This window comes from Streptomyces sp. NPDC045956 (assembly GCF_056430705.1).
The window spans coordinates 80,571-106,688 of the sequence record NZ_JBWKKZ010000006.1; the positions used below are offsets into that span (position 1 = coordinate 80,571).

The 26,118-nt window shown below is 70.1% G+C and carries 25 protein-coding genes, 1 tRNA gene and 2 pseudogenes; 5 read left to right on the forward strand and 23 right to left on the reverse strand.

The genetic code is table 11. The features are described 5' to 3' along the window. Positions 1 to 141: 141 nt before the first annotated feature. The 9 genes from AC07FV_RS17355 to AC07FV_RS17395 form a co-directional block, all read right to left on the reverse strand. On the reverse strand, positions 142 to 1,287 hold the full coding sequence (locus AC07FV_RS17355) for an LCP family protein (protein WP_479088136.1): 1,146 nt from the start codon (positions 1,285 to 1,287) through the stop codon (positions 142 to 144). A gap of 340 nt (positions 1,288 to 1,627) precedes the next feature. Next, entirely contained in the window at positions 1,628 to 3,394 is a 1,767-nt protein-coding gene (locus AC07FV_RS17360; RefSeq protein WP_479088138.1) for a trypsin-like serine protease, read from the reverse strand. Between the two features lie 210 nt (positions 3,395 to 3,604). Further along, the gene (gene rho / locus AC07FV_RS17365) at positions 3,605 to 5,686 is read right to left on the reverse strand and encodes a transcription termination factor Rho (protein WP_479088140.1); all 2,082 of its coding nucleotides are present in this window, start codon (positions 5,684 to 5,686) and stop codon (positions 3,605 to 3,607) included. 412 nt (positions 5,687 to 6,098) lie between these two features. Beyond that, on the reverse strand, positions 6,099 to 7,028 hold the full coding sequence (thrB, locus tag AC07FV_RS17370) for a homoserine kinase (RefSeq protein WP_479088142.1): 930 nt from the start codon (positions 7,026 to 7,028) through the stop codon (positions 6,099 to 6,101). Positions 7,029 to 7,346: 318 nt separating this feature from the next. Next, positions 7,347 to 8,405 (reverse strand): threonine synthase, encoded by a 1,059-nt coding sequence (thrC, locus tag AC07FV_RS17375; protein ID WP_479088144.1) that lies wholly within the window; start codon positions 8,403 to 8,405, stop codon positions 7,347 to 7,349. A 6-nt stretch (positions 8,406 to 8,411) separates the two neighbouring features. Then, entirely contained in the window at positions 8,412 to 9,704 is a 1,293-nt protein-coding gene (locus AC07FV_RS17380; protein ID WP_383646477.1) for a homoserine dehydrogenase, read from the reverse strand. Positions 9,705 to 9,868: 164 nt separating this feature from the next. Next, positions 9,869 to 11,260 (reverse strand): diaminopimelate decarboxylase, encoded by a 1,392-nt coding sequence (gene lysA / locus AC07FV_RS17385; protein WP_479088146.1) that lies wholly within the window; start codon positions 11,258 to 11,260, stop codon positions 9,869 to 9,871. 18 nt (positions 11,261 to 11,278) lie between these two features. Next, the gene (gene nrtL, locus AC07FV_RS17390; protein WP_479088148.1) at positions 11,279 to 12,319 is read right to left on the reverse strand and encodes an ArgS-related anticodon-binding protein NrtL; all 1,041 of its coding nucleotides are present in this window, start codon (positions 12,317 to 12,319) and stop codon (positions 11,279 to 11,281) included. An 89-nt stretch (positions 12,320 to 12,408) separates the two neighbouring features. Beyond that, positions 12,409 to 12,873, reverse strand: a complete 465-nt coding sequence (locus tag AC07FV_RS17395; protein WP_479088150.1) for a response regulator — start codon at positions 12,871 to 12,873, stop codon at positions 12,409 to 12,411. A 230-nt stretch (positions 12,874 to 13,103) separates the two neighbouring features. On the opposite strand from AC07FV_RS17395, the gene AC07FV_RS17400 reads away from it, so the two are divergent. Beyond that, positions 13,104 to 13,175, forward strand: a tRNA-Arg gene (locus AC07FV_RS17400). Between the two features lie 487 nt (positions 13,176 to 13,662). Here AC07FV_RS17400 and AC07FV_RS17405 read toward each other — a convergent pair. The 14 genes and pseudogenes from AC07FV_RS17405 to AC07FV_RS17470 all read right to left on the reverse strand — a co-directional run bounded on the left by AC07FV_RS17405 (position 13,663) and on the right by AC07FV_RS17470 (position 22,864). Next, positions 13,663 to 13,845 (reverse strand): hypothetical protein, encoded by a 183-nt coding sequence (locus tag AC07FV_RS17405; protein WP_479088152.1) that lies wholly within the window; start codon positions 13,843 to 13,845, stop codon positions 13,663 to 13,665. Positions 13,846 to 14,145: 300 nt separating this feature from the next. Then, on the reverse strand, positions 14,146 to 15,519 hold the full coding sequence (locus AC07FV_RS17410; RefSeq protein ID WP_479088154.1) for a tyrosine-type recombinase/integrase: 1,374 nt from the start codon (positions 15,517 to 15,519) through the stop codon (positions 14,146 to 14,148). Next, positions 15,516 to 15,710: a helix-turn-helix transcriptional regulator gene (locus tag AC07FV_RS17415; protein WP_031039432.1), complete on the reverse strand. Its 195-nt coding sequence runs from the start codon at positions 15,708 to 15,710 to the stop codon at positions 15,516 to 15,518. Before AC07FV_RS17415 ends, AC07FV_RS17410 begins: the two co-directional genes overlap by 4 nt. Next, positions 15,683 to 17,004 (reverse strand): annotated as a pseudogene (locus AC07FV_RS17420) (replication initiator). The gene AC07FV_RS17415 and the pseudogene AC07FV_RS17420 overlap by 28 nt, the downstream one beginning before the upstream one ends. 131 nt (positions 17,005 to 17,135) lie before the next feature. Continuing rightward, entirely contained in the window at positions 17,136 to 17,393 is a 258-nt protein-coding gene (locus tag AC07FV_RS17425; protein ID WP_479088156.1) for a SpdD protein, read from the reverse strand. A 14-nt stretch (positions 17,394 to 17,407) separates the two neighbouring features. After that, complete coding sequence (locus tag AC07FV_RS17430; RefSeq protein WP_358873513.1) at positions 17,408 to 17,602, reverse strand: hypothetical protein; 195 nt, start codon at positions 17,600 to 17,602, stop codon at positions 17,408 to 17,410. Between the two features lie 10 nt (positions 17,603 to 17,612). Beyond that, a complete protein-coding gene (locus tag AC07FV_RS17435) occupies positions 17,613 to 17,810 on the reverse strand; it encodes a mobile element transfer protein (protein WP_479088158.1) in 198 nt (65 codons plus the stop codon). Beyond that, a complete protein-coding gene (locus AC07FV_RS17440) occupies positions 17,810 to 18,001 on the reverse strand; it encodes a hypothetical protein (protein WP_358873514.1) in 192 nt (63 codons plus the stop codon). The genes AC07FV_RS17435 and AC07FV_RS17440 overlap by 1 nt, the downstream gene beginning before the upstream one ends. A 20-nt stretch (positions 18,002 to 18,021) precedes the next feature. Next, positions 18,022 to 18,651, reverse strand: coding sequence for a DUF2637 domain-containing protein (locus AC07FV_RS17445; protein ID WP_479088160.1), 630 nt, complete (start codon positions 18,649 to 18,651; stop codon positions 18,022 to 18,024). Positions 18,652 to 18,731: 80 nt separating this feature from the next. Continuing rightward, positions 18,732 to 20,105 (reverse strand): FtsK/SpoIIIE domain-containing protein, encoded by a 1,374-nt coding sequence (locus AC07FV_RS17450; protein WP_479088162.1) that lies wholly within the window; start codon positions 20,103 to 20,105, stop codon positions 18,732 to 18,734. Positions 20,106 to 20,110: 5 nt separating this feature from the next. Next, positions 20,111 to 20,461 (reverse strand): SCO3933 family regulatory protein, encoded by a 351-nt coding sequence (locus AC07FV_RS17455; protein WP_024884492.1) that lies wholly within the window; start codon positions 20,459 to 20,461, stop codon positions 20,111 to 20,113. A 126-nt stretch (positions 20,462 to 20,587) separates the two neighbouring features. Next, positions 20,588 to 21,316 carry a GntR family transcriptional regulator gene (locus tag AC07FV_RS17460; protein ID WP_479088164.1) on the reverse strand — a complete coding sequence of 243 codons (729 nt, stop codon included), beginning with the start codon at positions 21,314 to 21,316 and terminating at the stop codon, positions 20,588 to 20,590. Between the two features lie 89 nt (positions 21,317 to 21,405). After that, complete coding sequence (locus AC07FV_RS17465) at positions 21,406 to 21,843, reverse strand: ATP-binding protein (protein WP_479088166.1); 438 nt, start codon at positions 21,841 to 21,843, stop codon at positions 21,406 to 21,408. 280 nt (positions 21,844 to 22,123) lie between these two features. Next, positions 22,124 to 22,864, reverse strand: a complete 741-nt coding sequence (locus AC07FV_RS17470; protein WP_019527047.1) for a GntR family transcriptional regulator — start codon at positions 22,862 to 22,864, stop codon at positions 22,124 to 22,126. Between the two features lie 85 nt (positions 22,865 to 22,949). Between AC07FV_RS17470 and AC07FV_RS17475 the strand changes: the two genes are divergently transcribed. From AC07FV_RS17475 to AC07FV_RS17490, 4 genes and pseudogenes are all read left to right on the forward strand, one after another. After that, positions 22,950 to 24,038 carry a DUF1152 domain-containing protein gene (locus AC07FV_RS17475; protein WP_479088169.1) on the forward strand — a complete coding sequence of 363 codons (1,089 nt, stop codon included), beginning with the start codon at positions 22,950 to 22,952 and terminating at the stop codon, positions 24,036 to 24,038. After that, a complete protein-coding gene (locus AC07FV_RS17480; protein WP_479088171.1) occupies positions 24,035 to 24,226 on the forward strand; it encodes a hypothetical protein in 192 nt (63 codons plus the stop codon). Before AC07FV_RS17475 ends, AC07FV_RS17480 begins: the two co-directional genes overlap by 4 nt. Before the next feature lie 808 nt (positions 24,227 to 25,034). Further along, positions 25,035 to 25,181, forward strand: a pseudogene (locus AC07FV_RS17485) (DNA methyltransferase); the annotation flags it as partial. Positions 25,182 to 25,229: 48 nt separating this feature from the next. Next, on the forward strand, positions 25,230 to 26,108 hold the full coding sequence (locus tag AC07FV_RS17490) for a hypothetical protein (RefSeq protein ID WP_479088616.1): 879 nt from the start codon (positions 25,230 to 25,232) through the stop codon (positions 26,106 to 26,108). Positions 26,109 to 26,118: the final 10 nt, after the last annotated feature.

A 26,118-nucleotide genomic window follows, 5' to 3' on the forward strand; every position in this document is an offset into this window, starting at 1 on the left:
CCTAGGTTCGGGAGGGCGCCGGGTCGCCGCCGCGGGATGCGGGAGCGTGAACCGGAGCCGACGTACCAGTCTGCCAGGACTGGGGCCATCCCCCAAAACCGGGGGCGGGGGCCGTCTATTCCCCCCACGGCCGGGGGGCGGTCAGGAGGCGCTCACGACGTCCTCCGCCCCGCCGGTGGCCGTCCCCTCGGTGGCGTCCCTCGGGATCGGGCGGTCGTTCTTCAGGGCGTCCCACACCTGGCGGGCCTGGTCCTCGGCGACCAGGACGCGGTTGGCGTCCGCGGGGTCGTACCGGACCGGCATCGTGACCATGTTCATGTTCGAGGCGTCGATGCCCTTCAGTCCGCTCGCGAAGGACATCAGGGAGTTCACCGAGCCCAGGTCGGAGTCGGTGGTGACGGTCTTGGTGGCGGTGTCGGCGACGTCGTACAGCTTCTTGGGGTTGCCGAGCAGGCCGATGTCCTTGACCTGGGCGACCAGGGCCTTGACGAAGGCCTGCTGGAGCTGGATGCGGCCGAGGTCGGAGCCGTCGCCGACGGCGTGCCGGGTGCGGACCAGGCCGAGGGCCTGCTCGCCGTCGAGGGTGTGGGTGCCGGCGGCCAGGTCGAGGTGGCTGTCGGGGTCCCTGATGGCCTCGGTGGTGGTGACGTCGACGCCGCCGAGGTCGTCGATGAGCTTCTGGAAGCCGCTGAAGTCGACCTCGAGGTAGTGGTCCATGCGCAGGCCGCTGACCGACTCGACGGTCTTCACGGCGCAGGGGGCGCCGCCGGCGGCGTAGGCGGAGTTGAACATCACCTCGTGGGCGGCGGGGTGCTCGGTGCCGTCGGTGCCGGTGCAGGCGGGGCGGTCGATGAGGGTGTCGCGCGGTACGGAGACCACGCTGGCCTTCTTGTGGCCCTTGTGGACGTGCACGATCATCGCCGTGTCGGAGCGGGCGGTGCCGTCGTCGGTGCCGCCGCCGAGTTCGCCGTTGCCGCCGGAGCGGGTGTCCGAGCCGAGGACCAGGATGTTCTCGGAGCCGTCGTCGGCCTTCTCGGGGCGGTCGGCGCCGAGGACCTGGTCGATGTCGACGCTGGTCAGGTTGCCGTTGAGCTTGAAGTACAGGACGCCCGCGCCGGTGCCGCCCAGGACCACGATGCCCGCGGCGCTCCAGGCCGCGACGAGCAGTGCCTTGCGCCGTCCGGCGCGCGGCCTGCGGCGGCGGCCCTTGCCCCGGCGGCGGGGTGCGGGACCGTGGGGGTCCCCGGGGCCGGGTATCGGATGCTCGGGCGTGCTCTCGGCGGACATGTGCTCCTCGGGTGTTCGTCCGGTCGGTTACCCCCTGCGCTCAGGGTCGGGTCGGTCGGTTCCGACGGGTTTCCGCCGGTACCTCACCATCGTCCCTCCGTTGTGGAGACGGCGGAACTCGGGACAGGGTTGCACAACGGTCTGTGGCGGCCGGGTGGGGAAACGGTCACGCAGCGTGCTCGGCGGACGGGGTCCCGCTCCGCTGACCTGGGAAGCCGCCGGAGCGCGTCCGGGTGCCCGGGGCCGGGCGCGGGAACCCTGCGTGTGGTGAAGATCGCAACGCGAAGGGCCGCCTCCGGAAGAGGAGGCGGCCCCTGATGGGCAGGCGGTCCGGGTGGGCTCAGCCGAAGAGGTTGAACGCTCCCCAGCCGCCGCCGACCTTGACGCGGGCCTTGAACGTCGCCGCGCCCGTGCCGCCGGTGCCCTTGTACAGCCAGAGCACGCCGGAGGTGTCCCTGGCCAGCAGGTCGGGCCTGCCGTCGCCGGTGATGTCGCCGGCGGTGGCGAGGGCGTTGTACGCGGACCAGCCGCCGCCGACCCGGACGCGGGTGCCGAGCGCCGGGGAGGCCTTGCCGGTGCCCGGGTACTGCCACAGGACGCCCGAGCCGTCCCGCGCCAGCAGGTCGGCCCTGCCGTCGCGGTTGTAGTCACCCGTGCCGGTGATCGTGTACGCGCCCCAGCCGCCGCCGATCCGCGCGCGGGTGCCGAAGGTGCCGTCGCCCTTGCCGGGGTAGAGCCACAGGACGCCGTCCTTGTCCTTGGCGACCAGGTCGGGCAGGGCGTCGCCGGACAGGTCGCCCGGCACACGGAGGTCCTTCATCGCGTTCCAGCCGCCGCCGACGCGGATGTCCTCGTAGCCGTCGGAACCGTTGAACGCGAAGTTGTACAGCACGCCGTCCGTGGTGCGGTACAGGTAGTCCTGCCAGGAGTCGCGGTTCAGGTCCGCCTGGCGCACCAGGTTCACCCCGCCCCAGTCGCCCAGCCCGATGCGGTCGCCCAGGTAGGGCGCCCGGTCGCCGAACGAGGAGTACTCGTAGGCCTCTCCGCCGGGCGTGCGCACGAAGAGGTCCGCGAGACCGTCGAAGTCGAGGTCGCTGTCGTCGACGCGGGCGTTGATGTCGCCGACGTAGGTGCGGGTCTTGGCGTACACGCCGTAGGCGCCCGAGGCGACGCAGTCCTTGACGCCCCAGGACACGACGCCGGCGACCCGGCCGTTGACCACCAGCGGGCCGCCGGAGTCCCCGTTGCACGGGGAGACCGTGCCGGCGTCCTGGCCGGAGGCCGGGTTCCCGGCGCAGGCCATCTGACCGGCCACGAAGTCGGAGCCCCAGTACGAGGTGCAGGTCGCGTCCGACCGCATGGGCACGGTCGCCTTGCGCAGCGTCGGCGAGATGGCCTCGCTGGTGGAGCTGGTGCGCCCCCAGCCGTAGACCGTCGCCGGTGTGCCGTTGGCGTAGGAGGCGGTGTCGCCGCTCAACGTCGTGCGGAGCGTCTTGTACGGCAGTGCCTCGTTCAGCGTCAGCACCGCGAGGTCGCCGCCGGACGTCGTGCTCGGGCGGTAGGTGGGGTTGACCCACTGGCGGTACACGCCGGTGACCCGGCCGCCGTGCAGGTCGCCGTCGTCGCCGGGCAGCTGGGCCGTGCCGGCGACGACCGCCCCGTTCTGGGCCCAGTCCAGGCCGTACACGCAGTGCGCGGCGGTCAGGACCTTCGCCGGGGCGACCAGGGTGCCGCCGCAGAAGTAGCCCTCGTCCGTGGTCGGGTCGTAGTAGTGCAGCTGCACCATCCACGGGGCCTCGGCGAGGGTCGCGTTCGTGCCGCCGATGATCTTCGGGTCGACGGTGCCGGACGGGGCCTCGGTGCCCTGGGCGGGCTTCGGCCGGCCGGGGGCGGCGGCGGCGTCCCGGAGCGTCGCCCCGGACCCCTGCACGCGCTCCAGCAGCTCCGCCTGGGAGGCGGCGGGCCGCTCGGTGGCGGCCCGCTGGGGCGGGAGGGGCGTCGTACCGGACGCCTGGGCGGGGGCGGCCGCGAGGACCGCGCCCGACAGGGCGAGTGCGGCGGTGGCCGCGGGAAGAGCCAGGCGGGCTCTTCGAGAGGTTGAGGTCACTCAGGTCTCCTGTCGCGGTGAATGCTCGCAGGAGAGAAAGGGCCCGGGGGCGCGGGCCCGTGAAGGCAGCACAGATCGCCCCGTGGGCGTATCCGAAAATACGTTCCCCCCCACTGCAGTGCGCTGATCTTACAAGCCAGAAGTCCCGCTCCGTCACCTGTGTGACGGAGCGGGACTTCGGACCGCGCCTCGAGACGTCCTGCGGTGAACCTAGTCGCCGTTGCCCGGGGTGGGCGTCGTCTTCTGGATCTGCATCAGGAACTCGGCGTTCGACTTGGTCTGCTTCATCTTGTCGAGGAGCAGCTCGATCGCCTGCTGCTGGTCGAGGGCGTGCAGCACGCGGCGCAGCTTCCAGGTGATGGCCAGCTCGTCGCTGCCGAGCAGGATCTCCTCCTTGCGGGTGCCGGACGCGTCGACGTCCACCGCCGGGAAGATGCGCTTGTCGGCGAGCTTCCGGTCGAGCTTGAGCTCGGCGTTGCCGGTGCCCTTGAACTCCTCGAAGATGACCTCGTCCATGCGGGACCCGGTGTCCACCAGGGCGGTGGCGAGGATGGTCAGCGAGCCGCCGTCCTCGATGTTGCGGGCCGCACCGAAGAAGCGCTTCGGCGGGTACAGGGCGGTCGAGTCGACACCACCGGACAGGATGCGGCCGGAGGCCGGGGCGGCGAGGTTGTACGCGCGGCCCAGACGGGTGATCGAGTCGAGCAGCACGACGACGTCGTGACCCAGCTCCACCAGGCGCTTGGCGCGCTCGATGGCCAGCTCGGCGACCGTGGTGTGATCCTCGGCCGGGCGGTCGAAGGTCGAGGAGATGACCTCGCCCTTGACCGACCGCTGCATGTCGGTGACCTCTTCCGGACGCTCGTCGACCAGGACGACCATCAGGTGGCACTCGGGGTTGTTGTGCGTGATCGCGTTGGCGATCGCCTGCATGATCATGGTCTTGCCGGTCTTCGGCGGGGCCACGATCAGACCGCGCTGGCCCTTACCGATGGGCGCGACGAGGTCGATGATGCGGGTGGTGAGGACCCCGGGGTCCGTCTCCAGGCGCAGGCGGTCCTGCGGGTACAGCGGCGTCAGCTTGTTGAACTCCGGCCGCCCGCGGCCGTGTTCGGGCGCCATGCCGTTGACCGAGTCCAGGCGCACCAGCGCGTTGAACTTCTCGCGGCGCTCGCCCTCCTTGGGCTGGCGCACGGCACCGGTGATGTGGTCGCCCTTGCGCAGGCCGTTCTTGCGGACCTGGGCGAGGGAGACGTACACGTCGTTGGGACCGGGCAGGTAGCCGGAGGTCCGGATGAACGCGTAGTTGTCGAGGATGTCGAGGATGCCGGCGACCGGGATGAGGACGTCGTCCTCGTTGATCTGCGGCTCCTGCTGGATCTCGTCGCGCCCGCGGCGGCCACGGCGGTCGCGGTAGCGCCCGCGACGGCCACGGCGGCCGCCCTCGAAGTCGTCCCCGTCCTCGTCGGCCCGCTGCTGCTGGCGGTCCTGACGGCCCCCGCCCTGCTGCTGGCGCTGACCGCCCTGGTTCTGCTGGTCGTCGCCCTTGCCCCGGCGGTCGCGGTCGCGTCCACGGTCGCCGCGGTCGCGGTCGCCGCGCTCGCGGTCCCCGCGCTCCCGGCGGTCGCGACGGCGGCCCTCGCCGCCCTCGCCGTCGGTGCGGGCGTCGCCCTGGCCCTGCTGCTGGCCCTGGGCCGACTCGCCCTTGGGCTCGCCGCGGGTCTCGACGGCCACGGCGTCGGTGGCCGCGGACGGGCTGCCCGCGTCGGCGGTGGCCCGGCGGCGACGGCGCTCGGAGGGGGCGTCGTCGGCGGGGGCGCCGGCCTGCTCGGCCGAGGCCGAGACCTTGGGCGACGGCTGACCGGGGATGTCGATCTGCTGCTGGGCGGCCTTGTCGGCGGCCGTCTTGTCGGCCTTCTTCTCGGCCTTGCCGGCCTTCTCCGCCTTGTCGGCGGGGGCCTCGTCGCCCGTACGCGACCGGGAGGTGCTGCGGCGCTTCGGCTTGGTCTCGCCGGCGGCGTCCGCGGCGGCGGGCGCGGCCTTGGCGGGGGCTCCCCCGGCGGCCTGCGCCTCCTTGATGACCTCGATCAGCTGGCTCTTGCGCATCCGCGCGGTGCCCCTGATGCCGAGGCCGGATGCGACCTGCTGCAGCTCGGCCAGCACCATGCCCTCGAGGCCGGTACCACGGCGCCGCCGGGAGCCGGCACCGGTGGCAGGCGCGGAGGCGTCCGTGGCGGGCGCGGCAGCGGTCTCCTCGACACGTGCGCCCATCAGATCGGTGGTGTCGCTCACGAAGGGTCCTTCCCTGGAGCGGACGTCGGCCTGTCTGGCTCGGCGACCGGTTGTGCTGTCCGGCTTCGGTTCTTGCTGTGTGAACCGTGCCGGGGCGGTGGTCCGCCTGAACGGCGGAAGAGATATCTGGTGATGGCGCGCCCCCCGGCCGTGGCACCCAGTGTCTGTGTCACGCGGCGTGGTCGCACCGGTTCCGAAACGTGCCCGACGGGCCGCTCAGTGTCCGTGTCGGCCGTACTGATCACGTACGGCGTCCACCACACAATGCGGCTTGGGGGGCTCCCGGAAGAATGTCTGTCCCGGACGGGGACACGAGGCACCTCGCCATGGTGGGGTCGGGTGCAGACTTGAGATTAACACTACCGGATCCAACAAACATTCCCCCTCTCGAAATCCGGCAACCGCACGCTTTTTATGTGTCGCCGGAGGTCGCCAGCGGCAGGACGCACGCACCCTGCTGGTCCAGGCTGAGCCGGTTGGCCGCCCATTCCGTGCCGGCCAGCGCCTCGACCTTGTCGGCCGTGTCGGCGTCGGCCAGTGCCATCACCGTGGGGCCGGCGCCCGAGATCACCGCGGGTACGCCGTCGCCGCGCAGCCTCTCCACCAGTGCCGCGCTCTCCGGCATGGCCGGGGCGCGGTACTCCTGGTGCAGGCGGTCCTCGGTGGCCGGCAGCAGCAGCTCGGGGCGCCTGGTCAGGGCCTCGACGAGCAGCGCGGCACGGCCGGCGTTGGCGGCGGCGTCGACGTGCGGGACGGAGCGCGGGAGCAGTCCGCGCGCGGTCTCCGTCAGTACCGGCTTCCCGGGCACGAAAACCACCGGAACGATGGAATCGGCGGGGTCCATCCTGATCGCCCGGGCGGCGCCGGACTCCATCCAGGACAGGGTGAAACCGCCCAGCAGACAGGCCGCCACGTTGTCGGGGTGGCCCTCGATCTCGGTGGCGAGGTCGAGCAGCGCGGCGTCGTCGAGCCGGGCCTCGCCGCCTATGGTCACCGCGCGGGCGGCGACGATGCCGGCGCAGATGGCGGCGGAGGAGGAGCCGAGGCCGCGGCCGTGCGGGATGCGGTTGGCGCAGACGATCTCCAGGCCCCGCGGCTGCCCGCCCAGGAGGTCGAAGGCGGTGCGCAGGGACCGTACGAGCAGGTGTTTCTCGTCGCGCGGGAGGGTTTCGCCGCCCTCACCCGCGATGTCGATGTGCAGCCCGGAGTCGGCGACCCGGACGACCACGTCGTCGTACAAGCCCAGCGCCAGGCCCAGGGCGTCGAAGCCCGGGCCGAGGTTGGCGCTGGTGGCGGGGACGCGCACCCTGACGGCGGCGGCGCGGAACGCTGGACCGGCCATCGCTCGATGACTCTCCTTGAGCTGCGTGACTGTCGAATGACATTCGATGACGTACGGAACCCGGGTCGCCGCTGCCTGTCGAACGGCCGATCCCTGCCGACCGCGGCCGGCCACCTTGCGACCGCGGAGACGGCGCGGCGCCGCGGCATATGCGGCGGGCGGGTTCGGTACAGCCTATCGAAGGAAGGTTCTTCGGCGACATAGGGCGCACAGGAGGCGCACGATGCGTGTCGTAAGCCCCCCGTGCACCCCCTGTACGTGGCTTTCCCGCTCGGGCGTCGCTTACGCCCTCGTACGCCGGCGGGACGGGCCCGGCCCCTAGACCAGGCCGAGCCGCTCGGCCGCCGTCGCCGCGTCGACCGGCACGGTGACCGGCTGCGGAGCACCGGCGACGGCCCAGTCCGGGTCCTTGAGCCCGTTGCCGGTGACGGTGCACACGATCCGCTGCCCCGGGTCGACCTTGCCCTGCTCGGCCGCCTTCAGCAGGCCGGCCACCGAAGCGGCGGAGGCGGGCTCGACGAAGACGCCCTCCTGGGAGGCCAACAGCCGGTAGGCGCGCAGGATCTCACGGTCCGTCACCTCGTCGATGGCGCCGCCGGACTCGTCCCGCGCGGCGAGGGCGTAGTCCCACGAGGCGGGGTTGCCGATCCGGATCGCGGTCGCGATGGTCGACGGGTCCTTGACGACCTCGCCCCGCACGATCGGGGCGCTGCCGGAGGCCTGGAAGCCCCACATGCGCGGCGCCTTCGTGCTGACCTTGTCGGCGGCGTACTCCTGGTAGCCCTTCCAGTACGCGGTGATGTTGCCCGCGTTGCCGACCGGCAGGACGTGGATGTCGGGGGCGTCGCCGAGCATGTCGACGATCTCGAAGGCGGCCGTCTTCTGCCCCTCGATGCGCACCGGGTTGACCGAATTGACCAGCGCCACGGGGTAGTTGTCGCTCAGCGCGCGGGCCAGCGTGAGGCAGTCGTCGAAGTTGCCGTCGACCTGGAGGATCTTCGCGCCGTGCACGAGGGCCTGGCCCATCTTGCCGAGGGCGATCTTGCCCTGCGGCACGAGGACGGCCGAGACCATCCCGGCCCGCACGCCGTACGCGGCGGCGGAGGCGGAGGTGTTGCCGGTGGACGCGCAGATGACGGCCTGCGCACCCTCCTCCTTGGCCTTGCTGATGGCCATGGTCATCCCGCGGTCCTTGAAGGACCCCGTCGGGTTCGCCCCCTCGACCTTGAGGTGGACCTCGCAGCCCGTGCGCTCGGAGAGCACCTGCGCGGGCACGAGCGGGGTGCCGCCCTCGCGGAGCGTCACGACGGGCGTGCTGGCGGAGACGGGCAGCCTGTCCCGGTACTCCTCGATGATTCCGCGCCACTGGTGGGTCATTGCTGGTTACTCTCCTTCAACCCGCATGATGCTGGCGACATCCCGCACGGTGTCGAGCTTGCGCAGCGCCTCGACCGTACCGCCGAGGGCGGCGTCGGACGCGCGGTGGGTGACGACGACGAGGGATGCCTCGCCGTCCTTGCCGGACTGCCGCACGGTGTCGATGGAGACACCGTGCTCCGCGAACACGGTCGCGACCTGGGCGAGCACGCCCGGTTTGTCGGCCACGTCGAGGCTGATGTGGTAGCGCGTGACGACCTCGCCCATCGGCGAGACGGGCAGCGCGGCGTACGCGGACTCGCCGGGGCCGGTCGCGCCGCCGATCCGGTTGCGGCAGACGGCGACGAGGTCGCCGAGCACGGCGGAGGCCGTCGGCGAACCGCCGGCACCGGGGCCGTAGAACATGAGCTGACCGGCGGCGTCGGACTCCACGAAGACCGCGTTGTAGGCGCCGCGCACGTTGGCCAGCGGGTGGCTGAGCGGGATCATCGCGGGGTGCACGCGCGCGGTGACGGAGCCGCCGTCGGCCGCCCGCTCGCAGATGGCGAGCAGCTTGATGGTGCAGCCCATCTCCTTGGCGGAGGCGAAGTCGCCGGCGGTGACCTCGCTCATGCCCTCGCGGTAGACGTCGTCGAGGCGCACCCGCGTGTGGAAGGCGATCCCGGCGAGGATGGCGGCCTTCGCGGCGGCGTCGAAGCCCTCCACGTCGGCGGTCGGGTCGGCCTCGGCGTACCCGAGGGCCGTGGCCTCGTCGAGCGCCTCCTGGTACCCGGCGCCGGTGGTGTCCATGGCGTCGAGGATGAAGTTGGTGGTGCCGTTGACGATGCCGAGCACCCGGTTGACCTTGTCGCCGGCGAGGGACTCGCGCAACGGCCGGATCAGCGGGATGGCACCGGCGACGGCGGCCTCGTAGTAGAGGTCCTTGCCGTGCGCGCCCGCCGCGGCGTGCAGGGCGGCGCCGTCCTGGGCGAGGAGCGCCTTGTTCGCCGAGACGACGGAGGCGCCGTGCTCGAAGGCGGTGGTGATGAGCGTCCGGGCGGGCTCGATGCCGCCGATGACCTCGACGACCACGTCGATGTCACCGCGCTTGACCAGGGCGGTGGCGTCGGTGGTGACGAGGGCGGGGTCGATGCCCTCCCGCACCCGGTCGGGCCGGCGCACGGCCACGCCCGCGAGCTCCACGGGGGCCCCGATCCGGGCGGCGAGGTCGTCGGCGTGCGTCGTCATGATGCGCGCCACCTCTGAGCCGACCACTCCACAGCCCAGCAGCGCCACCTTCAGCGGACGCGTACGCATCATCCGACCTCGTTTCCTCATACCGTCTACGGTGGAACCAGTCTCACGCACCGGACGGGATTTTCTGCCTTTCGTCCGGATCGTGAGACGTTTATTTCATTTTCGCAGGGGCGGACGACGAAAGATCTTCCGCCCCCGCCGCGCCCCCGCGCGTGACCTGCCGGGACTCAGCCGACGTCGAGACGCAGCAGGTCCTCCTCGGTCTCCCGGCGCACGATGACCCGCGCCTCACCGTCCCGTACGGCGACGACGGGCGGGCGCAGCACGTGGTTGTAGTTGCTGGCCATGGACCGGCAGTACGCACCGGTCGCGGGGACGGCGATGAGGTCACCGGGGGCCAGGTCGCCGGGCAGGAAGGCGTCCTTCACCACGATGTCGCCGCTCTCGCAGTGCTTGCCGACGACGCGCGTGAGCATGGGCTCGGCGTCGGAGGTGCGGGAGACGAGGGCGACGCTGTACTCGGCGTCGTACAGCGCGGTGCGGATGTTGTCGGACATGCCGCCGTCGACGGAGACGTAGGTGCGCAACCCGTCGAGCGGCTTGACGGTGCCGACCTCGTACAGCGTGAAGGCGGTGGGCCCGACGATGGCGCGGCCCGGCTCGACGGAGATGCGGGGCGTACGCAGTCGCGCGCGCTCGCACTCCCGGGTGACGATCTCGGTCAGCGCCTTGGCGATCTCGTGCGGCTCGCGGGGGTCGTCGTCGCTGGTGTAGGCGATACCGAGCCCGCCGCCGAGGTCGATCTCGGGCAGCTCGACCCCGTGCTCGTCGCGGATGTCCCTGAGCAGCCCGACGACCCGGTGGGCGGCGACCTCGAAGCCCGACATGTCGAAGATCTGCGAGCCGATGTGCGAGTGGATGCCGATGACCTCCAGCCCGTCGAGCTGCAGGGCCCGCCGCACGGCCTCCGCCGCCTGCCCGCCCGCCAGCGGGATGCCGAACTTCTGGTCCTCGTGGGCGGTGGCGATGAACTCGTGCGTGTGCGCCTCGACCCCGACGGTGACCCTGATCTGCACGCGCTGCCGCTTGCCCAGCGACTGGGCGATGTGGGCGACGCGCACGATCTCCTGGAAGGAGTCGAGCACGATCCGCCCGACGTCGGCGCGTACGGCCCGCTCGATCTCCTCCGGCGACTTGTTGTTGCCGTGGAAGGCGATGCGCTCGGCGGGCATCCCGGCGGAGAGCGCGGTGGCGAGTTCGCCGCCCGAGCACACGTCGAGGTTGAGCCCCTCCTCGTCCAGCCACCGCACGACGGCACGCGACAGGAACGCCTTGCCGGCGTAGAACACGTCGGCGTCGGCCCCGAAGGCGGTGCGCCAGGCCCGCGCCCGGGCCCGGAAGTCGGCCTCGTCGAGGACGTAGGCGGGGGTGCCGTACTCCTCGGCGAGCTGCGTGACGGTCATCCCGCCGACGGTGACGACACCGTCGGCGTCCCGCCCGACGGTCTGCGCCCAGACCTTCGGGTCGAGGACGTTGAGGTCGGCGGGCGGGGCGGAGTAGTGCCCCTCGGTGAGGACGTCGGCGTGACGGGGCCCGGCGGGGTGTGCGGAACGGCTCATGGCGTCTTCTGTGCTCTCTCAGAGGTGGTCGGGTGCGTCGATGCCGAGGAGGGACAGGCCGCCGGCCAGCACCGCCCCGACGGCTTCGGCGAGGGCCAGCCGGGCGCGGTGGGCGGCCGAGGGTTTCTCCGCACCGCGGGGCAGCACGGTGGGCAGGAAGGGCAGCGCGGCGTCGGCGACGGTGACGAGGTGCCGGGCGAGCCGGTCGGGTGCGCGGTGCGCGGCCGCGGCGGCGAGGACGCGGGGGTGGTCGGCGAGGAGGGCGGTGAGTTCCCGGGCGTCCGCGACCGGCCCCGCCTCGGCGGCGAACCCGAGGTCGGCGGCGTTGCGCGCGGCGGCGCGGGAGCGGGCGTGGGCGTAGCGCACGCGGAAGAGGGGGTTCTCCTCGCGCTGGGCGAGGTGCTCGTCGCCGATCCGGGGCCTGTCGTGGGCGGCGGGGTGCAGCAGCGCCCAGCGGGCGGCGTCCCGGCCGAGGGGCAGCGGGTCCGCCGGGGCGGGGACGGGCCGCACGGTCACCGGCAGGTCGGCGGGTGCCGGGCCGACCGCGTCGACGCGCACCCCGAGGAGGGCGGCCCACTCGGGCTCGACGGCCTCCGCGGTGACCCGCACGAGCGCACCCTGCGACCGCAGGACGCGCCCCGCGGCGTCGCCCACGACGACGGCACGCACGTCACCGGCACAGTGCAGCTGTACTGCCCTTCCTCCGTCGGGCCCGTCGGCGTGTCCGTACCGCGCCCCGCGTCGCAGGATCTCCTCGACGAGACCGGCGGGAGCGGCGCCGTGCAGGCTGATGTTGAGGAAACCGGGTCCGCTGAGGACGACGTCGGTGATGCCGTCAGCGTCGGCGAGGTACGGCCGCAGCACCTCGGCGACCCTGAGCGGCGGCTGCCCGGCGGGCCGGGCCAGCTGGAGGGCGATGTTGGTGGCGTAGTCGCCGCATCCGCCGGGCCCCGGCGGGGTGACCACGGCCCGTGCCGGAACGCTCACGTGCAGCTCACCAGCGTCGACGGCACGACGCACCGCGTGCAGCACGGTGCGGGAGAGCTCTACGGGGGTCACGGGTCAAGCGTAGGGGAGGAGGGGGGTGGGTGAGCGAGCCGGTTTGGCCCCGGTCCCGGGATGTGGACGCTCCGCAGGGGCGCGAGGGCTCACCCGGCCGGCTTGGCCCGCGCAGACGCTTCGCTCTCCCCGGCCACGCCGAGCACCGGCCGCAACGCGGCCGCACTCCCCCGGGCCGTACGCCGCTCCACCAACTGCCGTACGAGCGAGACCAGCTCGGCGGGCTCGAAGGGCTTGGACAGGAAGGCGTCGACCCCGGCCTCGAACCCGGCCTCGGCCTCGTACTGGCTGCTGGCGCTGACGATGGCGATCGGAAGGTCCCGCGTCCGCGGATCGGCCCGCAGCCGAGCGGCGGTTCTCACTCCGTCCAGGCGAGGCATGACCACGTCCAGCGTGACGGCGTCGGGCCGCACCTGATGGACGACATCAAGACACTCGGCACCATCGGCCGCGGTCACGACCTCGAAGCCCTCGAGCTCGAGATTGACCCTGATCAGCTGCCGGATGACCTTGTTGTCGTCGACAACGAGAATCCGGCCGGACGCCCTAGGCACCACTCGAGAGTAGGTCCGGACCGGCCACCGCGTCCGGGTTTTCCCCACTTCCACCCCGCGCAGGGGACGACACCCCCCGCGCCTGACGCCCCTGGGGGGGGGCGCCGCGACCCGCGAAGCACCCCACCCCCGGGAGGCGGCGCGACCCGCGAAAACCCGTTCATGAACACCCCGGCGGAGCTGGTAGTGTTCTACCCGTCGCCGCGAGCAACACCCACCGCGACAGACACGCCCCCGTAGCTCAGGGGATAGAGCAACGGCCTCCGGAGCCGTGTGCGCAGGTTCGAATCCTGCCGGGGGCACCTTGGATTAGGCGCCCAAAGACCCCGTCACCAGCGGAAACGCTGAGGCCGGGGTCTTCGCGTTTGTGCAGCTGTGTGCCGCTCGGAGCGGGCGTATGTCGGGGTCTGTGGACGAGGCGTGGACGGGATCTTGGAGCATCGTCGCAGGCCGCTGGCCCTTTCTGTCGCTGAGCCTGTCTTGCCTTCAAGGCAGGCAGCTGGCACGGTCCCAACCGTGAACTCCGCGCCACTCGAGTGCTTAGATCGCCGACATGAGGGACTGGCCCCAACTGCCACGCCTACGCCGCAGCCCGGTGGGAACGGCAACGAGGTGTTCGGCCGCCATCCGCGAGAGCACGTCGAGCCCCTACTCGAACATGTCAGCGATCACGTCAGGCGCACGCAAGCGTCCAGGAGCGATTCGCGCCCAATCGGTGGACCTATGCGGTCACGGCGCTAGAAAGGCTCCTTGTGAATGAGTGAGGCTATCCGGCTGAGCGGGGCAGAGCTACAGCGGCTCCCCGCAGCTGCGACAGGTGGACTCGCCATCCTCATAGATCATGCCGCAGCAGTACTTGGTGTCGCCGCCGGTCCCGTCGTCGCCCCACTCGCAGCCAAGCTCCTGATGGATGGTCAGGCCCTGCGGGTAGCCAAAGTCAACGTCACAACTGGGGCAGACATACGAGGTCACGAATAATCCTTACAAGAGGCGATCGCCCTGTAACAGCGCGGCTGCTCAGGATTGCGAGGCCTGACAGTTACTCGGGGACGCCTTCATCGAAGTAGCCGCACTGGTCGTACTCGCATGTCGCCACATCGCAGTGGCCGTCCTTGTCCTCAAGACGGAGGGTCAAGTGCCCACACTCTGGGCAGCCCCAGTAGTTGCTCACGTATCCCACCATATCTCGGCGCGGGCTCGGTGTTTGGGGAAACGGTCAAGGCGGAGGCCCCAGGCGGCATGCCTGGAGCCTCGGTGTGGGTGCGGGTTGTCTCACTCGTACTCGCGAAGCAAATCCTCGATGCGGCGGTTGGCGACGTCCTGCCGTCCGTCGAGGCACTTCGCGTAGCGGGTCAGCAGGACCTCGACGCTGTTGCCGGCGCGTTCGGCCACCTCGGTCGGGTCGACGCCGGCGTTGAGCCACGTCGACAGCGCCGAGTGCCGGAGGTCGGACGGCCGACTCGCGAGCGGCGAGGCCGCGACGGCCGGCGGAAGCGCGAGGAGCCGGGCCTCCTGCCACACGCGGTAGTAGGTCGAGGACGGGACGACCGAGCCCTTCTCGCTGAAGAACAGCCGCCCGTCGTCCGCCGTGCCGAAGGTAGCCAGGTGCTCGCGGAGCACGGCGACGAGGTGGGGCGGGATCGGCACCCGCCTCACGTCCTCGGTCGGCCGGTTCTTCAGCCCGCGGTCGTCATGGGTCTCCCCCGAGTCGGTCCACTGCTTGCCAACGGACGGACGGGTCCGGTGGAGCAGCGCCGAGCCCCAGCCCTGCCCGGGAAGGTTCAGGTCCGTCTCGACGAGGCCGACCGCTTCCGCCGGCCGGAGACCTCCGAAGTACATGGCGGCGAACAGACCCACGAGGCGACGACCACGGGCACGCCGGTACCCGCCCACGTAGGAAACCGCCGCCAGCAGGTTTCGTGCTTGCTCCGGGTTGGCGACGACCCGCGGATCGACCTGGTTGGACACCTTCGGCTTCTGCCAGCGGACAGCCGTGATCGGGTTCTCCCGCAACTCCCCCAGGTCGACGGCGTAATTCGCGGCGTTGACGAGCGTCCGACGCTTGCGCCGCACCGTCTCCGCCGCTGCCGCCGTGCCGTCGAGCTTGAGCTTCAGCGAATCGAGGACCGCGCGAGCCGTGGCCGGTTCTGCAAGATCGGCGAGCGGCCGGGACGCTTTGGACACCCAGTGGAGAACGTTCCGCACGTCGTCCGGGACTTCCCGGTCATCGGGCCCAGGCAGCACGAAGGCCCAGTTGCGCAGTGCTCTGCGAATCACCTCGTCGGACGGCCGTCCGGCGCGCTCGTCGAGGAGCCCCAGCGTCACGCTGGTAAGGGCTTCGTTGATGCCGTCCCGTGTGTTGGGGGCGGCATGGGGCCACTTCATGGCGAGGTACCTGAGAGCGAAGGCGTACCACGACACGGCCGACTTCTTCTCTTCCATCGAAGCCGGAAGGCCCGACTCCGTGTCGAACTCCTCGCCGTCGCGCATCGCGCGCATGAGCTTCGTGCGGTAGTGGTCGGCAAGCGCCTTCGTCCGGAAGGACTCCGAGAAGACGTTGCCCGCAACAGACCAGCGAACCCCGTACGAGGGCGTCTTGGTGTCCCGCCTACGGACGCTCCAGACCTTCACGTCGAGGGACTTCACGCCGCCGCCTCCAACTGCCGCAGCCACGTGGTGAAGTCACTCCGCCACACCCGGAGCTCCCCATTGGGCAACTTGAACGCAGCGGGGCCCTGGCCCAATTCGCGCCAGCGGTAGAAGGTGCGCCGGGACACCCCACCCAGCTCGGCAAGGATCTGCGGAACGGTCATGAGTTCGTCGCGTCGGCGGTCCATGTCGGTTCTCCTTCCGTTCCGGGAGCGGGTTCGAGGGTGGCGGCGAGCCAGCTTTCAGCGCCGGAGAGGCCGGTTCCGGCGAAAACCCAGTGCGCGAGGACGAGAGTCGTTTCCTGGGGGGTGTCGACGGCCAAATCGGCTTGGGCGCGGCGCCATGCGGCGCGGGCATCCCGGAGGGCGCCGAGGGTGGTGGAGTAGCGGCGGGACTTGGTGGAGAAGTGGCCGCGGAAGCCGAGCATGTGGGCCCAGGCCCGCAGGCGGAGGTCTGCCAGGTCGGTGCGTGCGCCCAGGGTCCAGGCGGTGCGGATCATGCGCCGGGCGTGGTCAGTGATCCTCGCTTGTGCCAGCTCGGCGAGGAAGCGGATCGGCCGGTCGAGGGTGCCGGTCGCTGTCTCGGCGCCTTTGGTGGCGTACTTGGCGACGTACGCCGCTACGGCCCGCTCGGTCAGGTCCTGGCCGTCGCCGAAGTCGGCAGAGCGGATCGTACGGACGTCGAGCTGTCGGCCGAAGACGAAGGTGTGCGGCCGGCCGTCGACCTCCGGGCCGTCGACGCGAGCGGCAGCGGCGGCAGCACGGATGGCGTCGGTCAACAGCTCGGCCGTCGCCCAGGCCGGGGGCGCGGTCTCACCGCCTTCCGGGCCGTCGAGGCGGATTACCGCGTGGAAGTGGACGGCGCCACGCTTCTGGTACTCGGCCACCTTGGCGAAGGAGACCCGGGCATGGTCGCGGAAGGCCCGCTGGGTGAGGCCGGCTCGCTTGGCGACTTCCCGGCGGAGGTAGATCGAGAAGCGTTGCCAGAGGGCACCGGCGTGCGCGTTCCAAAGCACGGCCGCTTCGTAGTCGTACGTGTCCGGGTCGAGGGGTGTACCCAGGGCCGGGTCCTGGTCGTCGTGGCTGATCCGCAGCGGCAGGGGCGCCTGCCAGTGGGGCGGTTGTGGACCGGGCCGAAGCCGGGGGCGGTGAAGGTGGCGAAAACGCGCGGGTGGGTGGCGACCCGTTCGGGGGTGCCCTAGCCGCCGTGGAGTCCGGCGGTGATCAGGTGGTAGGTGTCGCGGCGGGAGGTCTCGGCGCAGGCCGCGCACCGGGTGGCGCGTCGGTTGTTGCAGCGGACGAGCAGCTGACCGGCGGGCAGGGCCGACGAGTCCAGGTGGTGCAGGACGCGGCCGATCTCCCCGGTCGTCCGGTCCACCGCGTACTCGGTGCGGTGGCCGTCGAGGCGTACCGGGCGGGTGCAGCCGCCCAGGCCGGACAGTTGGCGGCCCAGCTCGGGCAGGTTGCCGAGGGAGGCCAACATGGAGAGTTCCGCCAGCGGAGGCGGAGTCTGCCGGGTGATGATGGGAGTTCCTTTCGGCTGTCGTGACGGTTCGGAAGGGACGGCCCCGGGGCGGCGGGATGCTTGGCGGCGTTTGCCGCCCCGGCGGCCGGTCAGCGCTGGTGTGCGCCGTTGACGAGCGAGCGCAGGACCACGGCGGCGATGGCCACGGAAACGGCCGAGACGGCGACCGCCGCCAGGAGCGCGGTGAGCACGATCCCGACGACGACCACGGCGGCGACCGTGCCGGCACCGATGCCCACGTACGGGGCGATCGGACGACCGGCCGAGGCAACCGAAGCTTGTGTCTGCTGATGCGTAACGGTCGGCGTCGGCAGAGTCGGGACGTCGGGCAGCTTGGGACGGAACACGACGGATCTCCTTGTCACTCGTGGGTGCCATTGACGACGTCGACCCCGGAACGGGTGCCGGACTCGATGGCGGGGGCGAGGAAGGTGTGCGAGAGCCAGAAGCCGAAGAGCGCGATCACGATGGCGACCCAGAGCCGGACGCCGAGGAACTTGATCGCGGCCCAGGCGATGACGCCCAGGACGAAGACGAGCGGCAGCGAGACGGTCACGGGAGCTCCCTCAGCGGATGGCGCAGCGGTGGGTACGGGCGGCGAGCTCGGCGGCGGCGCGGCTGTCGTAGTCCGTGGCGAAGCCGCAGCGTGGAGCCGTGCAGGCTGCGGTGTGCTTCTCGCGGCCGCGGCCGCGGCCGTCGTAGTAGGTGGCGACCTGCACGGGGCCGATGCGGACGACGCGGCGGAAGCGGCGGTTGGTGGTCATCAGAGGGTCTCCTTTGGGCCTTCGCCGGTGAAGTCGGTGACGTGTTCGGCCAGCCAGCGCAAGATCTCGTCGCCCTCGTACTCGTCGGCGGCGAGGATCACGGGCTCGGCGATGAGCACGGCTTCGGTGAGGCGGTTCTGTCGGGTCAGCTCGGCGGCGCGCTTCAGCGCGCGGAGCGTGGACGGGCGCACGGGGGGGGAAGTCCTCCGGGTCAGGTCAGGTGGGCGGAGATGGCTTCGGCCAGCGGCAGCGGGACGCCGAGCCGGGCGCGAAGGGTCGAGGTGTCGATGGGCGTTCCGGTGCGGGCGCGGTGTTCGTCGGCGACCTTGCGTGCGAGCGTGACGAGCGCCGGCGGGACCGGGGGCGTGGAGGGCGGAGCCGGTTCCGGCCTCGCAGCGGGCAACTCAGCTGCAGCGGCGGGCGCTTCGGGCGCGCTGGGCTCCGGGGCCGACCCGCGTTCCCCCGTCGAGGCGTCCGCGGTTGCTCCGTGGGCGAGCAGCGTTCCGCCTAGGAAGGCGATCGCGGGCCATCCGGCGACGAGGATGCGCAGCCAGTCCGGCACGTCGTCGAGGTCGAGGAGTCCGGCCGTGGCGACGTTGGCGCCGAGCGAGGCGGTCAGGGCGACGAGGAACCAGCACCACCCGGCCGTTTTCGCCTCACCGGAGCGCAGCCGCCGCCAGGCTGCGACCAACAGCAGGTCGACGGAGACCGGGTAGGCCCAGGCCTTCCAACCGTCCTGTCCGGCGGCCAGCGCCAGGTCGTGCAGGTGGGCGAAGGACAGCGCGGCAGCGATCAGCGCTTGGACGAGTACGGCGTCGATGCGGACGGACAGGGCACGCACAGCGCAGCTCCTTCCGGTTCCAGGCATGGAGGGGTAGGGACGTGGCACGGAACGGCCGTGCCGGCCATGGGTGGGTGCGCTTACTCGGTGACCGGGCGGGCCGTGGCTACGGGCCCGGACGCCTCTACCGGCATCGGCGGGACGTACGGCCGGAAGGGGTGGAGTGCCGGTACGTCGGGGGCGAGGTCCGCCGTGGCGCGGCAGGTGGCCGCGGCGTCGGCGAGGGAGAGGTAGGGGGTGCGGATGCGGGACCAGCCGCCGGAGGTATCGCCGACGACGGCCAGGCCGGGCAGCTCGGCGGCGATGGCGCAGGCCGCGAGGACCGCCTCAGGGGCGATGTCGCCGAGCGCCATCTTGGCCGAGGCTTCATCGTTCACACGGTGGCAGACGCGGCCGGTGAGCTGAGCGCGGAGCATGGTCGCGCCCTTGCCCAGCTCGGAGCCGAAGCGCTGGCCGCAGACTTCGAGGTAGATCCCGGCGGCCCGGCCGAGTTGGGCGAGCCGGATGAGCTGGGTGACCATCTCGTCCCGCCGCACCTCCTCCTTCCGCGTGGCGACGAGGAAGAGTTCGGCCACCACGTCGATGAACAGCACGATCGGGGCCGGGCGTTCGCCCTTCGGCAGTCCCCAGACGTCCGAGGTGATCAGTTCTTCCGGAGTGCCGGGCGCGATGCCCTGCCGGGCCTTGATCAGGTCGTATCGGTCCTCCATTTCCTTCACGAGCGCGGGAAGCAGCTCGGCCGCCTGGTCCGGGTCGGTCGCCATGGCGGAGAGCCGGGGCGCGAAGGGCGCCAGCTCGACCCCGCGCTTGCAGTCGATGCCGACCAGGGCCACCGGCTGAGCAGCGAGCCCGGTCAACAGGTTCCGCAGGTACATGGACTTGCCCGAGAGCGTTGCGCCGAGCACCAGTTCATGCGGCACGGCCTGGTAGTCCCGTACGAACGCGGTCGCGTCCTCCCGTAACGCCACCGGGATCCGAAGCGGGCCGCCGTCGAGACGACGGGGCATCCGCACCTTCCGCAGCACGTCGAAGCCGACGAGCCGCAGTTCAACGACGCCCGGCTTGACGTCCCGCACGTGGACGGCGTGGACGCCCCAGGCGTGCCGGAGGCGTTCGGCGGAGGCCGCCACGTCCGCCGGCTCCTGTCCCGGAGCCAGCCGCAGCCGCATGCGCAGGCCTGTCGTGGTCGGGCGGATGACGCCCCGGCGAGGAGGCACCGGCCGGACCTCACGGCGGGTGGTCGCCCGGACGGCCAGCACCCGCCATCGGGACGGCTCGACGGTCAGGCCGCAGGCGTCCATGGTCGAGGAGTACGAGGCCAGCAGCCGGACCACCGAGAGCGGCAGCCCGACCGCGGACCAGTACGCCGCCGGGTGGGCGTGCCGGGCGTAGGCGGCGCCGCCTATCGCAGCGAGCGAACCGCCCAGCTCGGCCCACGTCACCAGATCCGTCACGGCGGTCAGCCCGCCTGAGCCATCGAGAAGGCACCCGGAGCGACGGCGGTCGCCCGGTAGGCGATGCCGTGCCGCTCCCGGCCGTTGAAGACGCTCTGCCAAGGCCGTGCCACCAGTCCCGGAAGCGAGACCGGAGCACCGACCGTCAGGCCCTCGGTCACGCCGCTCTCCGGGACGGTGACCTGGATCAGCGACGACTCGCCCTCATCGATGTAGACGACGCCGACGGTCATCAGCGCCTCACCGGTCATCGCATCCTTGGCGATCTCACCGGTCTGCCGGTCGCGCACCTTCGGCGCCGGAGCTTCGGTGAGCAGGATCGTGGCGGCCGAGGCGTCAACGCGGATTACACGCACAGGGATTGCTCCTTCTGAGAGTTGATCAACTCGTCGACCTGACAAGTTGACTTAGCAAGTCCGAACCAAAGGATGCCAGGTTGACTTGTCAAGCTGCTATCGCGGGGTTTCACTCCCGGACGGGGCTCAGCTCAGGCGGTAGGTGTCTTCGAGTTCCTGCCGGTCAGCAGGCAGGAGCACGTCAGTGACCTGCAAGGACCGGCCGGAGGCGTCACAGGCGACGACCAGGACACTCAGCACGGGCATACCGTCCGGCAGATCCAGCAGTTCGGCTTCACTCGCTTCGGGCAGCCGGGCCGACACACGCTCGACCACGTGGTCGAAGCGGACCTTCTTCCGCGTTTCGAGGTGTTCGCGGACACTTTCGCTCAGAGGCTCGTCGGTCCCCAGCTCAGTGCCCTCGACCGTGCCGGCGGGGAAGTACGACGAGACCAGCTCGACAGCTTCACCGTCCTCCTCGACCAGGAAGCGACGCATGAGGACTTCGGTCTTCTTCGGCAGGCCGAGCGCCGAGGCGACCCGAGCCGGGACAGGTACACGCCCGACTTCGATCAGCCGCCCCGCACCCTGCGTCTCATCGCGCTCCAGCGCCTCACGCCCCCGCCGGTCCTTCTGCTCGACGACTTCCGGTCGACCGCGGACGATCGTGCCGTACCCCTGCCGGGACTCGAGCCAGCCGTCCCGCTTCAGCAGCTCCAGCGCTCGGACGACCGTCGGGCGGGACATTCCGAATGCCTGCACCAGCTGGTTCTCACTCGGTACGCGGGTGCCGGGCGCGTACGTGCCGTCCTCGATGCGCTGCTGAAGCGTCTGCGCCAGGCGCACGTACTTCGGTGGCTCCACTTCATACGCCATGAACGCCGCCTGTCGGGATTGGCCAAGTCAACTGGTCAACCAGCCTAGCGACACTTTCACAGTGACAGTAGGAGAGGTGAGCTATCCCGTCACGCCGGCCAGGCATCGGCGACCACGAAGGAGACGACCGTTCCGCCGAGATCGCTGGGCCCGAAGCGCCAGGAATCCGCGATGGAGTCGACCAGGAGCAGCCCCCGTCCGTGAGCGTCGTTCGCCTCCGGATGCCTCAGCCGCACGTTCGCCGGGAAGCCCGGGTTGTGCACGTCGACGCGGAGCGAGGTTTCCTCGCGGTACCACTCGACCCGCACCAACCACGGGTCATCCGACTTCCCGTAGCAGATGGCGTTGGTCACCAGCTCCGAGATCATCAGCGTGCAGTCGTCGATCGAGCAGGCCGGGCTGTACGGGGCGATGAACTTCCGGAACCAGCGCCGCGCACGAGACACGGACTCAGGCTCCGGATGCAAGGTCATCGCTCCGAGCCGCGGTGAGTCCTCACAGGGGTGGCGGTCGATCGTGTAGGCCATGCGTGCTCACTCCTTGCCGCTGCCGTCGCAGTCGAGGCAGCGCCGCTTCGACGTGGCACGGTCGCGGTCGTTGGCCGTGGAGAGCGCCAGCGCCGTTCGGGAGCCGTCGCGCTTCCATCCACGCCCCCGACACCCCCGGCAAGCTAACCGCGCGCCCTGTACCGGCCGCCGACTCGTCACGTCGTGCCCCCTTCTCCTCAAGTGGCCTTAGCCACTTCCTGGATAGTGGCATTAGCCACTTGAGAGGTGCAAGCGGTTCGCCGGAACTGGCGAGTCGTCGTCAGGTGAGCGGGTAGCCCTGCTCGAACGCCCAGCGGTGCGGCGGGTAGGTGGCTTCGGCGAACTCCAGGGGACGGTCCTGGAGGTCAAAGACGACGTGATGGACGATGAGGACCGCGGACCCCGGCTCCAACCGCAGGTCGTCCGCCTCCTCATCCGTGGCAGCACGAGCGCACATCCGGTCTTCCGCGTAACTGCCTTGACGCCCCGTCATCCGCTCGACGTACATGAGCGTGCCTTCCTGGATCCGCTCGGGGTCCAAGAGCTTGGGTGCCCGCTGGCCGACATCCGCAGCGAACCACGAAGTGGACAGGTTGATCGGGCCGTCCTGGTTGTTCGTCACCCGCCGGCGGTGCACGGCTCGGCGATCCTTCACCAGCCCCAGCGCCTCGACGACGTAGTCCGGAGCCTCCAGCCACCCGGTCGAGGTGATCACCGCGTACTCTCCGGGCGTGTAGATCTTCCCGGTCTGCCGTGCGCGTCCGTACAACTCGCGTGCGCGCCGGTTCACTTCGAGGCTGCGCACGTACGTCCCCGAGCCCTGACGCTTCTCGACCAGGCCCTGATGACTCAGCGCCTCCAACGACCGCGCAGCCGTGGGCCGGGACACCTTCCAGTCCGCGGCGAGCTGCCGTTCCGAGGGAACCTCGTCCCCCGGCCGCAGGTCACCCCGAAGGATCTGGTCACGAATATAGTGGGCGATCTGGAGATACTTCGGTTGAGCCTCTTCGATCTGCGGCATCTCCCCTCCCTTCCTCGTCCAAGTGGCTATGGCCTTTGGCCACTATAGGGTGAGTGGCCAACCCTTGAACCCGTACTCTGAGCGCATGACGCGGTTGATCGTCGCAGCAGGAGGAGGGGGCGACGCAGTCGCCGCCGCCATGCTTCACGCCGCCCTCTACGGCGACGAGGACCAGGCGGTAATCCTCACGTACGCGTGGGACCGCCTCCTGATCGACCCACTCCCGGGACCACGAGGAGCCGACAGCTTCACGGGACTCGAACCCGTCACTCAGTCCGTCTGGTCGGTGCCGGCCGAGGCCCAGCCGATCGCCCCGGCAGGCTCCACACTCCCCCGACTCGCGGCAGAGCTCCCACACACACTGGCCCTGCTCGACCCGCACCACGGCGCCGAGGGCATCACCCGCCAACTCGAAGAGCTGGTGTCCCACCTGGCGCCGGCATCGATCGATCTGCTCGACGTCGGCGGCGACATCCTCGCCCAGGGCGACGAACCCACCCTCAAGAGCCCACTCGCCGACGCCCTCACCCTCGCCGCCTGCTGCCAGGTCAACGCCCCGATCCGCCTCCTCGTCACAGGCCCCGGTCTGGACGGTGAGATCTCCCCCGACGACCTGCGCCCCCTGTTCGACACGTCTGTCCACACCTTCACGGCCGAGGATGTAGAGACGATCGGCAGCATCCTGGAATGGCACCCCTCAGAGGCCACCGCCATGCTCGCCGCAACAGCCCGAGGAGCCCGCGGCATTTGCGAGGTGCGCGACGCCGGCCTTCCCGTCCCCCTCACCGACGAAGGACCCACGGTCCACGAAGTCGACCTGGACGACGCGGTCAGCCGCAACAGCCTGGCCCGCGCCATCATGACGACCGCCACCCTGGACGAGGCCGAGTCACACAGCCGCGAGATCTGCGGCTTCTCGGAGATCGACTACGAACGCAACAAGGCAGCATGGCTCACTGAGCGGCCACCGACGAAGCTGGACCCCGACGACGTACTGTCCCGACTCGACCAGTTCCAGAGTGAGGCCCGAGCCCGCGGAGCGACCCACACGACGTTCCGCCACCTCACCGAGGTTTTGAACCTCAGCGGCTCCCAGCGGGACGAGCTGCGCCGGCTTCTCCTCCACAGCCGACCGGGCCAGTACGACGCCCCGCTGTGGAGCATCGGAGCATGAGCGCGTTCGCCAGCGACCCAGGCCTGGACGGCATCCGTGACGCAGCCGGCCACGGCACAGAAGTCGACGTAGCCGTGCACCTGCACGACGGCACCATCAGGCTCTCGATCTTCTGGACACAAGAGATCCTGCTGAACGCCGACGACGCCGACCAGGTGGCCCAGGCACTTCAGCACGCAGCAGAATAAGCACGCAGGATCACAGCAACCAGAGGACCGGACCGGTCAACCAGCACCTGAATCCCACTGAGTTACAACCTTCTCCACGGGTTCAAGGCCCGCGCACGGCGCGGGCACGCGCCGCCTCTGCGGCGCGGCCCGCCTCCTGTCTTCGCCCCGGCTGGCCGCGCCCGACGGCGCGCTCGGCGGCTGCGGGCGAAAGTGGGGAGAAGACACTCTCTGTGGTTGGGGCGGTCGGCTCTACGGCTTTAGCCACCTCCCCAGTCCGGGGCCCGCGTCGAGCAAGACCAGGGGGCCACTCGACCAAATTCCGGGCAGGTCCAAAGACTGCCCGAGTTGCCAACTAGCGAACGGCCCCCTGATCATGCTCGACCCCAGACTGGGCAGGCCACCGGCCAAACCCGCTCCGCCGACCTTCACGTAGCCGTCTCCGCCAGCCCCATGCAGAGCAACTTGGATGGACTGGTGGCGGCTTCACCTAGTTGATGGCATCGTGAACGACAGCACCGGCACGCAGAGTCATGTTGGCAATACACAAGCCAACTGGCAGCCTTTGGACTCACGTTGGCCATGGCAGACCAGGAGGTAGTCACGTGACTCAGCGCTCGCCGCGTCCATACCTACACCGAGAGGTCAGCGGGCCCCGCGGCTCTCTCCCTCTCCGGCGGCACTGGTGACGCCAGTCAGCGCCGTTGCGCCGGCGCTCTTTCCACAAGCCTCTGTAGCGTTGAACCGGTTCCGCACGAGCAGAGAACTAAACGCTCTGCCAGCCACACACCCGGCTTTGCGCCTGAACGCGATCTGTCCTTACTACACAATGTTTCCACTCAGCTTTCCCCTTCGCGTATTGGCATCTGCAGCCAAGGGGCAGAGGGTACTGGATCCTTTTTCCGGAAGAGGAACCACACTTTTCGCGGCGCGTCTACTCGGTCTGGAATGTGCCGGAGTAGATAGCTCACCTGTCGCAGCACATCTATCCAAGGCGAAGGTCAGCTGGGCTACCCCCGATGCGGTGACGGATTTGGCGGAGAGAGCCCTCAATACGCCGGCACCCCGCGAGGCAGTCCCTGAGGGGGAGTTTTGGGATTGGGCTTACGCACCTCAAACGCTAGAAGATATCTGCCGCATTAGAGGCCATCTCCTCGATTCATCCAATCTGGGAACATTGCCGGAGGATGAAGATGCCCTGCATTTGCTTCGAGCACTCCTGATGGGTGTATTGCACGGACCACGAACGAAAAACCTACCAAGCTATTTCAGCAATCAAATGCCACGAACCTACGCGACGAAGCCTGCGGCCGCAGTACGTTTCTGGAAGAAGCGGGGAATGGCTCCGGAAGAAGTTTCGGTCATCGACCTTGTGCGACGTCGGGCACTGTTTACACTCGCCGATCTTCCTCCCCAAGTCGATTCCCATGTTGAGAACGGCGACAGCCGCGATGCCCTAGAGGGAAAGAAGATTCGCGGAGATAATCCCTTTGACTGGGTGGTAACTAGCCCTCCATATTTTGGCATGCGTAGTTACGTACCCGACCAATGGTTGAGAAATTGGTTCATCGGCGGCTCCCCAGATGTCGAATACTCGGAGAATGGGCAAATCGGAGGCAAGCGAGAAAATGATTTCATTGAAGCTTTGTCAGCAGTATGGCAGAAGGCTGCAGAGGCTTGCCACGAATCAGCGAAGCTCGTAATAAGGTTCGGATCTCTACCAAGCCTCAAGAGAGATCCCGCCGCTTTGATCAAGGAATCGCTGCGGGCTTCCGAATCTTGGACCATCACGACCATAAAATCGGCGGGGGTCGCTCCATCGGGGCGCCGGCAGGCGGATCAATTTTCGGCAACTGGCGGATACATTGGCGAAGTAGACGTGTGGGCAAAGAGGGCTAAGTAACAAGTATTGG

What these genes read in the sequence shown, in the direction of transcription:
- AC07FV_RS17355 (WP_479088136.1), bottom strand. Translation starts at nt 1,287, where the DNA reads ATGTCCGCCGAGAGCACGCCCGAGCATCCGATACCCGGCCCCGGGGAC.
- AC07FV_RS17475 (WP_479088169.1), top strand. Translation starts at nt 22,950, where the DNA reads ATGACGCGGTTGATCGTCGCAGCAGGAGGAGGGGGCGACGCAGTCGCC.
- thrB (WP_479088142.1), bottom strand. Translation starts at nt 7,028, where the DNA reads ATGGCCGGTCCAGCGTTCCGCGCCGCCGCCGTCAGGGTGCGCGTCCCC.
- AC07FV_RS17480 (WP_479088171.1), top strand. Translation starts at nt 24,035, where the DNA reads ATGAGCGCGTTCGCCAGCGACCCAGGCCTGGACGGCATCCGTGACGCA.
- AC07FV_RS17470 (WP_019527047.1), bottom strand. Translation starts at nt 22,864, where the DNA reads ATGCCGCAGATCGAAGAGGCTCAACCGAAGTATCTCCAGATCGCCCAC.
- thrC (WP_479088144.1), bottom strand. Translation starts at nt 8,405, where the DNA reads ATGACCCACCAGTGGCGCGGAATCATCGAGGAGTACCGGGACAGGCTG.
- AC07FV_RS17435 (WP_479088158.1), bottom strand. Translation starts at nt 17,810, where the DNA reads ATGACCACCAACCGCCGCTTCCGCCGCGTCGTCCGCATCGGCCCCGTG.
- AC07FV_RS17465 (WP_479088166.1), bottom strand. Translation starts at nt 21,843, where the DNA reads ATGGCCTACACGATCGACCGCCACCCCTGTGAGGACTCACCGCGGCTC.
- AC07FV_RS17415 (WP_031039432.1), bottom strand. Translation starts at nt 15,710, where the DNA reads ATGGACCGCCGACGCGACGAACTCATGACCGTTCCGCAGATCCTTGCC.
- AC07FV_RS17380 (WP_383646477.1), bottom strand. Translation starts at nt 9,704, where the DNA reads ATGATGCGTACGCGTCCGCTGAAGGTGGCGCTGCTGGGCTGTGGAGTG.
- AC07FV_RS17460 (WP_479088164.1), bottom strand. Translation starts at nt 21,316, where the DNA reads ATGGCGTATGAAGTGGAGCCACCGAAGTACGTGCGCCTGGCGCAGACG.
- lysA (WP_479088146.1), bottom strand. Translation starts at nt 11,260, where the DNA reads ATGAGCCGTTCCGCACACCCCGCCGGGCCCCGTCACGCCGACGTCCTC.